At 50.3% G+C, this 10,581-nt stretch carries 6 protein-coding genes; 5 read left to right on the top strand and 1 reads right to left on the bottom strand.

The window, feature by feature from the left end:
* From ACO6UY_RS23120 to ACO6UY_RS23100, 5 genes are all read left to right on the top strand, one after another.
* The coding region (locus ACO6UY_RS23120) for a hypothetical protein (protein ID WP_422491434.1) at positions 1-268 on the top strand (268 nt) is incomplete at its 5' end.
* Positions 269-505: 237 nt separating this feature from the next.
* Positions 506-3,793: a DUF1601 domain-containing protein gene (locus tag ACO6UY_RS23115; protein ID WP_422491433.1), complete on the top strand. Its 3,288-nt coding sequence runs from the start codon at positions 506-508 to the stop codon at positions 3,791-3,793.
* A 237-nt stretch (positions 3,794-4,030) separates the two neighbouring features.
* The gene (locus ACO6UY_RS23110; RefSeq protein WP_422463490.1) at positions 4,031-6,196 is read left to right on the top strand and encodes a DUF1601 domain-containing protein; all 2,166 of its coding nucleotides are present in this window, start codon (positions 4,031-4,033) and stop codon (positions 6,194-6,196) included.
* Positions 6,112-7,581 (top strand): RAP domain-containing protein, encoded by a 1,470-nt coding sequence (locus ACO6UY_RS23105; RefSeq protein WP_422450786.1) that lies wholly within the window; start codon positions 6,112-6,114, stop codon positions 7,579-7,581. Before ACO6UY_RS23110 ends, ACO6UY_RS23105 begins: the two co-directional genes overlap by 85 nt.
* Positions 7,582-7,804: 223 nt before the next feature.
* On the top strand, positions 7,805-10,300 hold the full coding sequence (locus tag ACO6UY_RS23100; RefSeq protein ID WP_422450784.1) for a DUF1601 domain-containing protein: 2,496 nt from the start codon (positions 7,805-7,807) through the stop codon (positions 10,298-10,300).
* A 21-nt stretch (positions 10,301-10,321) separates the two neighbouring features.
* Here ACO6UY_RS23100 and ACO6UY_RS23095 read toward each other — a convergent pair.
* A partial coding sequence (locus ACO6UY_RS23095; protein ID WP_422491432.1) for a hypothetical protein occupies positions 10,322-10,581 on the bottom strand: 260 nt, incomplete at its 5' end.

The raw sequence follows: 10,581 nt of genomic DNA, 5'->3' as shown, positions 1-10,581 counted from the left end.
AGCAGGATTTGAGGTCATTGAAATTCCGGTTAACAGGCTCTTGAGTCAGGATTTAATGAAGCCATACATTGATCAAATAAAGACCAGGATAGGCTTACCGCCTCCGGGGCATGGCTCTGTATCACTTAAAAGAAGCTGGGCAGATGAGGCATACGTTACTGCTGATAAAGGCAGGCAACCCTCAGATCACGGTTACCTGACTGCCGAAGAACATTCAGAGAAGCAAACCGGTAAACCCGCAAAAAGGAAGAAAACAAACAGCCAGTAATTACCTTCCCCCCATCATGACGAAAGAACCTTTTTCACATTCCGGGAAGGAATGCCAGTGTTGAACACCTGTTGCCCATACATCTCGACCCGGATGATTTGAAAATAACGGATTGATGGCATCAGGAGTAGGTGTATTTCGCCAGCCGTTTACGTTTACCAACATTCCAGCAAAATGAACTTATGAAAAGAACCACAGTCTACTTTTTATATTTCCATGAATTAATGAAATATAATTATGGATAGAAGCTCTGCTGGTATCAGTGGTCAATACACAAGATCAGATAATGATTACAACCAACCGAATGACCATGCCGCTTCTTCAAGGCGTGTGCAATATAGACATGGTACAGTCAGACAGTGGGATAATACCCCACGCACTACCCCGGGGCGTAATAAATTTTACCGTTCTTCTGGCGTATGCCCTTCTCAACATCTACAGTGCCGTTCAGCAAACCCTGCTCAAGATTTTAATGCGCTCATCAAACAGGAAATAATGGATGATCTGGTGAGTAAATCGGATCGTTTCGGTAATCGCTATGATGGGAGAAATCACGGCCTGTATGCCAATTCAATTAAAAAATACACATCAGCTGCTAAAAGACCGTTAAATCGAGCTGAACAAAGCCAGCTGATACGTTTGCTGCAAAATTTTACCGTAACACGGCGTTGGGACTGGCGAAGCCTGACGACCACAATTCATTCATTTACTTCAGCGGGTGTTTTTACCCCCCATACACCCATGGATGAGCGTGTCAAGCTTACTCAAGCTGCCTTATTGTCAACGCTACTTGATGCAATAATATTTAAATGCAACCAAACACCTGAGGACAGGGATATTGATGCCCGGGGAATCGCCAACCTGCTGTGGGCCATGGCGAAACTGGTGGACAACGGGCAGGAGCAAAGACTGGAGCTCAACGAGGCGGTGGCCGCGCTGTTGCCTCACATGAACTCACAGAAAGCTAACTTTAATCCACAGGAAACCACCAACCTGCTGTGGGCCATGGCGAAACTGGTGGACAACGGGCAGAAGCAGACGCCAGAAATCAAAGAGGCCGTGGCCGCGCTGCTGCCCCGGGTGAACGCACAGAAAGACCAATTTATTCCTCAGCATATCTCCAACCTGCTGTGGGCCATGGCGAAACTGATGGACAACGGGCATGAGTGGACACAAGAGCTCAAAGAGGCCGTGGCGGCGCTGTTACCCCACGTGAACGTCCAGAAAGACCAATTTATTCCTCAGCATATCGCCAACCTGCTGTGGGCCATGGCGAAACTGGTGGACAACGAACAGGAGCCGACACCAAGGCTTAACGAGGCCGTGGCCACGCTGATGCCCTGCGTGAACGTACAGAAAGCCAACTTTAAACCACAGGAAATCGCCAACCTGCTGTGGGCCATGGCGAAACTGGCGGACAACCGACAGGAGCAGACACCAGGGCTCAAAGAGGCCCTGGCCGCGCTACTGCCCCACGTGAACGCACACAAAGCTAACTTCAAACCACAGGAAATCGCCAACCTGCTGTGGGCCATGGCGAAACTGGTGGACAACGGACAGGAACAAACACCAGAACTCAAAGAGACCGTGGCCGCGCTGTTGCCCCACGTAAACGCTCTGAAAGCTGACTTTAAACCACAGGGTATTGTCAACCTGCTGTGGGCCATGGCGAAACTGCTGGACAACGTACAGGAGCCGACATTAGGGTTCAAAGAGGCCTTGGCCGTGCTATTGCCCCACGTGAACGCACAGAAAGCTAACTTTAAACCACAGGCAATCGCCAACCTGCTGTGGGCCATGGCGAAACTGGCGGACAACCGACAGGAGCAGACACCAGGGCTCAAAGAGGCCCTGGCCGCGCTACTGCCCCACGTGAACGCACACAAAGCTAACTTTAAACCACAGGAAATCGCCAACCTGCTGTGGGCCATGGCGAAACTGGTGGACAACGGCCAGGAGCGAACACCAGAGCTCAACGAGGCTGTGGTCGCACTGCTACCCCACGTGAACGCACAGCAAGCTAATTTTAACCCACAGGAAATCGCCAACCTGCTGTGGGCAATGACGAAACTGGTAGACAACGGGCAGGAGCAGACACCAGAGCTCAAAGAGGCTGTGGCCGCGCTGTTGCCCCACGTGAACGCACAGAAAGACCAATTTAGTGCCCTGGCTATTGCCAACCTGCTGTGGGCCATGGCGAAACTGGTGGACAACGGGCAGAAGCAGACACCAGAACTCAACGAGACCGTGGCCGCGTTGTTGCCCCACGTGAACGCACAGAAAAACCAATTCACTCCTCAGCATATCACCAACCTGCTGTGGGCCATGGCGAAACTGGTGGACAACGGGCAGGAGCGGACACCAGGTCTCAAAGAGGCCGTGGCCGCGTTGTTGCCCCACGTGAACGCACAGAAAGCTCACTTTACACCACAGGGTATCGCCAATCTGCTGTGGGCCATAGCGAAACTGGTGGACAACGGGCAGAAGTGGTCACCAGAGCTCAACGATGCCGTGGCCGCGCTGTTGCCCCACGTGAACGCAAACAAAGACCAATTTATTCCTCAGCATATCGCCAACCTGCTGTGGGCCATGGCGAAACTGGTGGACAACGGACAGGAGCGGACACCAGAGCTCAACGAGGCCCTGGCCGCGCTGTTGCCCCACGTGAACGCACAGAAAGACCAATTTATTCCTCAGCATATCGCCAACCTGCTGTGGGCCATGGCGAAACTGGGCGAACTCATTGATCTGGACGTGGTAACATCCACGTTCAAATCGCTTGTCTGCCGAATCAGTGGTAACCCTCAGTTCTCTCAGCAAGAGATATTGATGTCCCTTTGGGGAGTAATGGTATGCTGTGCCAGGTTGTTTCTGGTCTCCAATGCCAATAAAAATCACGTGTTTGAAAAGCACATGGATGATCTCTTTACTCGCCTGCAAAATACATCCCCGTACAATAAAGAGTATCAATCCATTATGACCATGGCCGCAAGTTGGCTTGGCAGACCGTGTCCGGTCGTCCCCCATTACCAGACAATGAGTTCAAAACCTCAATCCGACTTCCGCGAACAACTCCTATCATGCTTTCCCTCTTTGCAGATTGAAGAAGAAAAGAGTCTGAACTCACTGCCTCCGGTTGACCTGCTACTGCCAGATCACAACATGGTGATTGAAGTTCAGGGACCGTCTCATTACGTGGGTGGTGATTTCAAGACCAGGAAGGGTTCGACTCTGCTGAAAATCGCACTGCTGAGAAAATCAGGATTTGAGGTCATTGAAATTCCGATTAACATGCTCTTGAGTCAGTATTTAATGAAACCATACATTGATCAAATAAAGACCAGGATAGGCTTCCCGCCACAGGAGCATGGCTCTGTATCACTGAAAAGAAGGTGGGCAGATGAGGCATACGTTACTGCTGATAAAGGCAGGCAACCCTCAGATCATGGTTACTTGACTGCCGAAGAACATTCAGATGAGCAACCCGGTAAACCCGCAAAGAGGAAGAAAACAACCAGCCAGTAATTGCCTTCCTCGCATCATGACTCAAGAACAGTTTTCACATTCCGGGGAGGAATGTCAGTGTTGAACACCTGTTGCCCATACATCTCGCCTCGGATGATTTGAAAATAATGGATTGGTGGCATCAGGAATAGATGTATCTCCCCAACTGTTTATGTTTATAAACGTTTCAGCAAAATGAACTTCTGAACAAAACAGCAGTCTGCTTTTTATATTTTCATGAATTAATGAAATATAATTATGGATAGAAGCTCTGCGGGTATCAGTGGTCAATACACAAGATCAGATAATGATTACAACCAACCGAATGACCATGCCGCTTCTTCAAGGCGTGGGCAATATAGATATGGCACAGTCGAACAGTGGGATAATCCCCTCCGTACTACCCCGGGGCGCAACGAATTTTACCACTTGTCTGACGCATGCTCTTCTCAAAATCTAATGTTCCGCTCAGTGAACTCTGCTCAAGATTTCAATGCCCTCATTAAACAAGAATTAATGGAGGGTCTGGTGAGGAAATCGGATCGTTTCGGTCATCGCTATGATGGAAGAAATCACGGTCAATATGCCAGTTCAATTAAAAAATACACGTCAGCTGCTAAAAGACCGTTAAATCGAGCTGAACAAAGCCAGCTGATGCGTTTGCTGCAAAATTTCACGGCAACGCGGAGCTGGAATTGGCGAAGCCTGACAACAACACTGCACTCATTTACTTCAGCGGGTGTTTTTACCCCTCATAGACCCTTGGATGAGCGTGTTAAGCTTACTCAGGCTGCCTTACTGTCAACGCTGCTTGATGCAATCATATTCAAGTGCAACCAAAAACCTGAAGCCAGGGATATTGGTGCTCAGGAAATCACTAACCTGCTGTGGGCCATGGCGAAACTGGTGGACAACGGACAGGAGCGGACGCCAGGGCTCAAAGAGGCCGTGGCAGCGCTGTTGCCCCACGTGAAAGCACAGAAAGACCAATTTAAGCCCCAGGGGGTCGCCAACCTGCTGTGGGTCATGGCGAAAATGGTGGATAACGGGCAGGAGCAGACGCGAGAGCTCAATGAGGCTGTGGTTGCGCTGTTGCCCTGCGTGAACGCACAGAAAGCTCACTTTAAACCACAGGAAATCACCAACCTTCTGTGGGCCATGGCAAAACTGGTGGACAACGGGCAGGAGCGGACACCAGGGCTCAAAGAGGCCGTGGCCGCGTTGTTGCCCCATGTGAATGCTCAGAAAGCTAACTTTACACCACAGGGAATCGCCAACCTGCTATGGGCCATGGCAAAACTGGTGGACAACGGGCAGGAACGGACGCCAGAGCTCAATGATGCAGTGGCCGCGCTGTTGCCCCATGTAAACGCACAAAAAGCTCATTTTAAACCCCAGGAAATCGCCAGCCTGCTGTGGGCCATGGCGAAACTGGTGGACATTGGCCAGCAGCATACACCAGGGTTCAACGAGCCCGTGGCCGCGCTGTTGCCCTACGTGAACGCACAAAAAAACCAATTTAACCCTCAGCATATCGTCAACCTGCTGTGGGCCATGGCGAAATTGGTGGACAACGGCCAGCAGCAGAAACCAGAGTTCAACGAGACCGTAGTCGCGCTGTTGCCCCAAGTAAAAGCACATAAAGACCGGTTTAATACCCAGAGTATTGCCAACCTGCTGTGTGCCATGGCGAAATTGGTGGACAACGGCCAGCAGCAGACACCAGGGCTCAAAGAGGCTGTGGCCGTGCTGTTGACCAACGTGAACGCACAGAATGACCAATTTAATGTCCAGGGTGTCGCCAAGCTGCTGTGGGCCATGGCGAAACTGGTGGACAACGGGCAGGAGCAGACACCAGAGCTCAAAGTGGCCGTGGCCGCGCTGTTGCCCCAAGTAAAAGTATATAAAGACCGGTTTAATGCCCAGGGTATTGCCAACCTGCTGTGGGCCATGGCGAAACTGGTGGACAACGGGCAGGAGCAAACACCAGAACTCAAAGAGGCCGTGGCCGCGCTGTTGCCCCACGTGAACGCACAAAAAGACCAATTTATTCCCCAGGGTATCGCCAACCTGCTGTGGGCCATGGCGAAACTGGTGGACAAAGTGCAGGAGCCGACACCAGGGCTCAAAGAGGCTGTGGCCGCGCTGTTGCCCCACGTGAACGCACAGAAAGACCAATTTAATGCCCTGGGAATCACCAACCTGCTGTGGGCCATGGCGAAACTGGTGGACAACGGGCAGGAACAGACACCAGAATTCAACGAGACCGTGGCCGCGCTGTTGCCCCACGTGAACGCACAGAAAGCTAACTTTACACCACAGGCAATCACCAACCTGCTGTGGGCCATGGCCAACTGGTGGACAACGGGCAGGAGCGCACAGCAGAGCTCAAAGAGGCTGTGGTCGTGTTGTTGCCCCTCGTGAACTCACAGAAAGCAAACTTTACACCACAGGGTATCGCCAACCTGCTGTGGGCCATGGCGAAACTGGTGGACAACGGGCAAAAGCAAACACCAGGGCTCAACGAGGCCGTGGCCGCGCTATTGCCCCACGTGAACGCACAGAAAGCTAACTTTACACCACAGGCAATCACCAACCTGCTGTGGGCCATGGCGAAACTGGTGGACAACGGGCAGGAGCGCACAGCAGAGCTCAAAGAGGCTGTGGCCGCGCTGTTGCCCCACGTGAACGCACAGAAAACTAATTTTAAACCACAGGAAATCGCCAACCTGCTGTGGGCCATGGCGAAACTGGTGGACAACGGGCAGGAGTGGTCACCAGGGCTCAACGATGCCGTGGCCGCGCTTTTGCCCCACGTGAACGCAAACAAAGACCAATTTATTCCTCAGCATATCGCCAACCTGCTGTGGGCCATGGCGAAACTGGTGGACAACGGACAGGAGCGGACGCCAGGGCTCAAAGAGGCCGTGGCCTCGCTGTTGCCCCACGTGAACGCAAACAAAGACCAATTCATACCTCAGCATATCGCCAACCTGCTGTGGGCCATGGCTAAACTGGGCGAACTCATTGAGCTGGACGTGGTAACATCCACGTTCAAATCGCTTGTCTACCGAATCAGTGACAACCCTCAGCTCTCTCAGCAAGGGGTATTGATGTCTCTCTGGGGAGTAATGGTATGCTGTGCCAGGTTGTCTTTAGTCTCCAATACCAATAAAAATAATTGGCTTGAAAAGCACATGGATGACCTGTTTACTCGCTTTGAAAATATATCCCCGGATAATGAAGAGGATCAATCCATCATTGCCATGGCCGCAAGTTGTCTTGGGAGACCGTGTCCGGTCGTCCCCCATTACCAAACAACCATTTCAAAACTTCAATCCGACTTCCTCGATCAACTCCAATCATGCATTCCATCTTTGAAGATTGAAGAAGAAAAGAGTCTGAACTCATTACCTCCGGTTGACCTGGTATTGCCAGATCACAACATGGTGATTGAAATTCAGGGTCCCTCTCATTACGTGGGTGGTGATTTCAAAACCAGGAATGGTTCGACTCTGCTGAAAATCGCACTGTTGCAAAAAGCAGGATTTGAGGTCATTGAAATTCCGGTTAACATGCTCTCGAATCAGGATTTAATAAAACCATACATTAATCAAATAAAGACCAAGATAGGCTTCCCGCCACAGGAGCATGGCTCTGTATCACTTAAAAGAAGGCGGGCAGATGAGGCATACGTTACTGCTGATAAAGGCAGGCAACCCTCAGATCACGGTTACTTAACTGCAGAAGAACATTCAGAGGAGCAAACCGGTAAACCCGCAAAAAGGAAGAAAACAAACAGCCAGTAATTGCCTTCCTCCTATCATGAGTCAAGATCCGTTTTCACATGCCGGAAAGGAATGTCAGTGTTGAACACCTTTTGCCCGGATGATTTGAAAATAACGGATTGATGACATCAGGAGTAGATGTGTTTCCCCAACCGTTTACGCTTATAGACATTTCATCAAAATGAACTTTTGAACAAAACAGCAGTCTGCTTTTTATATTTTCATGAATTAATGAAATATAATTATGGATAGAAGCTCTGCTGGTATCAGTGGTCAATACACAAGATCAAATAATGATTACAACCAACCAAATGACCATGCCGCTTCTTCAAGGCGTGGGCGATATAGGCATACCACAGTCAGACAATGGGATAATACCCTCCGCACAGCCCCGGGGCGTAATGAATTTTACCACTCTTCTGCCGCATGCCCTTCTCAAAATCTAATGTTCCGATCAGTGAACCCTGCTCAAGACTTCAATGCCCTCATTAAACAAGAAGTAATGGATGATCTGGTGAGTAAATCGTATCGTTTCGGACATCGCTATGATGGGAGAAATCACGGTCAATATGCCAGTTCAATTAAAAAATACACGTCAACTGCTAAAAGACCGTTAAATCGAGCGGAACAAAGCGAGCTGATCAGTTTGCTGCAAAATTTCACAGCAACGCGGAGCTGGAATTGGCGAAGCCTGACGACAACAATGCATTCATTGACTTCAGCAGGTGTTTTTACCCCTCATAAACCCATGGATGAGCGTGTCAGGCTTACTCAAGCTGCCTTATTGTCAACGCTACTGGATGCAATAATATTTAAATGCAACCAAACACCTGGAGACAGGGATATTGATGCCCGGGGAATCGCCAACCTGCTGTGGGCCATGGCAAAACTGCCGAACAATGGGCAGGAGCAGAGACTGGAGCTCAACGAGGCTGTGGCCGCGCTGTTGCCTCACATAAACTCACAGAAAGCTAACTTTAAACCACAGGGTATTGTCAACCTGTTGTGGGCCATGGCGAAACTGGTGGACAACGGGCAGAAGCAGACACCTGAGCTCAAAGAGGCCGTGGCCGCGCTGCTGCCCCGGGTGAACGCACAGAAAGACCAATTCAATCCTCAGCATATCGCCAACCTGCTGTGGGCCATGGCGAAACTGGTAGGCAGCGGGCAGGAGCGGACACCAGAGTTCAACAAGGCTATGGCCGCCCTGCTACCCCACGTGAACGCACAGAAAGCTAACTTTAACCCACAGGAAATCACCAACCTGCTGTGGGCCCTGGTAAAACTCGTGGACAACGGACAGGCGTGGACACCAGAGTTCAAAGAGGCGGTGGCTGCGCTGTTGCCCCACGTGAACGCACAGAAAGACCAGTTTTTTCCTCAGCATATCGCCAACCTGCTGTGGGCCATGGCGAAACTGGCGGACAAAGTGCATGAACAGACACCAGGGCTCAAAGAGGCTGTGGCCGCACTGTTGCCCCACGTGAACGCTCAGAAAGACCATTTTAAAGCACAGGGTGTCACCAACCTGCTATGGGCCATGGCGAAACTGGTGGACAACGGGCAGGAGCAGACACCGGGTCTCAAAGAGGCTGTGACCGCACTGTTGCCCCACGTGAACACTCAGAAAGACCAATTTAATGCCCAGGGTGTCGCCAACCTGCTCTGGGCCATGGCGAAACTGATGGACAACGGGCAGCAGCGGACACCAGAGCTCAGCGAGGCCGTGGCCGAACTGTTGCCTCGCGTGAACGCACAGAAAGCTGACTTAACACCACAGGAGATCGCCAACCTGCTGTGGGCCATGGCGAAACTGGTGGACCATGGGCAGGAGCAGACACCAGAGTTCAATGTGGCCGTGACGGCGCTGTTGCCTCACGTGAAGGCACAAAAAAACCAATGTAATGCCCAGGATATCGCCAACCTGCTGTGGGCCATGGCGAAACTGGGCGAACTCATTGAGCTGGACGTGTTAACCTCCACGTTCAAAACGCTTGTCGACCAAATCAGTGGCAACCCTCAGTTCTCTCAGCAAGCGATATTGATGTCCCTTTGGGGAGTAATGGTATGCTGTGCCAGGTTATCTCTGGTTCCAAATACCAGTAAAGGTAACGTGCTGGAAAAGCACATGCATGACCTGTTTATTCGTCTGGAAAACACATCCCCGGACAATGAAGAGGATCAACACACCATCGCGATGGCCGCAAGTTGGCTTGGGAGACCATGTCCGTTCGTCACCCATTACCATGCGATCGTTTCAAAACGTCAATCCGACTTTCGCAATCAACTCCAGTCATGCATTCCATCTTTGAGGATTGAAGAAGAAAAGAGTCTGAATTCATTATCTCCAGTTGACCTGCTACTGCCAGATCACAACATGGTAATTGAAATTCAGGGACCCTCTCATTATGTGGGTGGTGATTTCAACACAAGGAAGGGTTCGACTCTGCTTAAAATCGCACTGTTGCAAAAAGCAGGATTTGAGGTCATTGAAATCCCGATTAACATGCTTTGGAACCGGAATTCAATGAAACGATGTATTGATCAAATAAAGGCCAGGGTAGACATCTCGTCACAACGCCATGGCTCTGTATCACTTAAAAGAAGGTGGGCAGATGAGGCATACGTTACTGCTGATAAAGGCAGGCAACCCTCAGATCAAGGTTACTTAACAGCAGAAGAACATTCAGAGGAGCAAACCGGTAAACCCGAAAAAAGGAAGAAAACAAATAGCCAGTAATTGCCTTCCTCCCATCATGACTCAAGAACCTCTTTCACATTCCGGTAAAGAATGCCAGCGTTGAACACTTGTTGCCCATACACCTCGCCCCGGAGGATTTGAAAATAATGGATTGGTGGCATCAGGAGTAGATGTATTTCCCCAGCTGTTTACGTTTATAAACGTTTCAGCAAAATGAACTTCTGAACAAAACAGCAGTCTGCTTTTTATATTTTCATGAATTAATGAAATATAATTATGGATAGAAGTTCTGCTGGTACCAGTAGTAAATACGCAAAATC

This window comes from Endozoicomonas sp. ALE010, assembly GCF_049310165.1.
In the GTDB taxonomy this organism is placed as follows: Bacteria; Pseudomonadota; Gammaproteobacteria; order Pseudomonadales; family Endozoicomonadaceae; genus Endozoicomonas.
This window is presented reverse-complemented; position numbering and strand designations above follow the sequence as displayed.

Excerpts from the sequence above, each read along its gene's own strand:
- ACO6UY_RS23115 (WP_422491433.1), top strand. The coding sequence starts at position 506 with ATGGATAGAAGCTCTGCTGGTATCAGTGGTCAATACACAAGATCAGAT.
- ACO6UY_RS23110 (WP_422463490.1), top strand. The coding sequence starts at position 4,031 with ATGGATAGAAGCTCTGCGGGTATCAGTGGTCAATACACAAGATCAGAT.
- ACO6UY_RS23100 (WP_422450784.1), top strand. The coding sequence starts at position 7,805 with ATGGATAGAAGCTCTGCTGGTATCAGTGGTCAATACACAAGATCAAAT.